Origin of the sequence: Vibrio sp. 10N.222.46.A1, assembly GCF_041473595.1 — a bacterium.
GTDB classification, from domain to species: Bacteria; Pseudomonadota; Gammaproteobacteria; order Enterobacterales; family Vibrionaceae; genus Vibrio; species Vibrio tasmaniensis_A.
The window spans coordinates 1-794 of record NZ_JBFRSN010001590.1 but is presented as its reverse complement, the minus strand read 5'-3'; the positions used below and the strand labels follow the sequence as shown (position 1 = coordinate 794).

Annotated in this window: 1 protein-coding gene; it reads right to left on the bottom strand. The window is 45.0% G+C overall.

Features of this window, described 5'->3' with window-relative positions; genetic code table 11:
• Positions 1 to 717, bottom strand: a 717-nt coding sequence (locus tag AB4496_RS28295; protein WP_372133365.1) for a LysR substrate-binding domain-containing protein, incomplete at its 3' end; no start/stop codon positions are given.
• Positions 718 to 794: the final 77 nt, after the last annotated feature.

The following is a 794-nucleotide window of genomic DNA, read 5'->3' as shown; positions in this document are numbered from 1 at the left end:
CGTTAAATATGGGCCGTTTGCTACCAAACTTCTTAAAACAGGAACGTGTTCATATTCTCGCCAAACATCAAGATCACCAATTAAATGATGAATAGAGCTATCAAAAACTTTGCGAGTACCTGAACCATGTTCACGCAATACCCACTTCGCTTGTTCTAGTTGCGCCAAACTGACACGTTCACGCTTTGCAAATGGGTGATGAGCCGATGCAACCACCGTTAAATGGTCGGTACACCACACTTCTTGATGAACTCGGTTATCGTCACAGCGACCTTCGATAACGCCAAGGTCATATTGGTAATCTAATACGCCATCTATAACCGCATCGGTACTTTGTACACCAAGCGAGATTCGCATCTCAGGAAAGTCGTTATCAATAATACTGATGAGGTCTGGAACCAGGTGTTCTGCCGGGGTTTGGCTCGCACCGAGTTTGAGCTCTCCACTCAATAAATGCTGCTCGTAAAAACCCATTTCAATTTGCTGTGCATCTTGCAGTAAACGCTTCGCTTTTGGCCTAAGCCACATGCCCCAATGAGTGAGCGCCATTTGCTTGCCCTGCCTTTCAAACAAAGGCCTGCCGAGCATTTTTTCCAATTGTGCAAGAGACATACTTGTCGCCGACTGAGTCAATGCAAGCCTATCAGCTGCCTGACTTACGCTTCCCGAATCTGCTACCGCGTCAAAGACGGCGAGTTGCTTTAATGAATAACGCAAAATCTATCCTTAATTCTTTTAATAACTTATGTCCTGCTGCTCGTTTTTGTTAAGCCGATGAGCAATCAATTTCATTC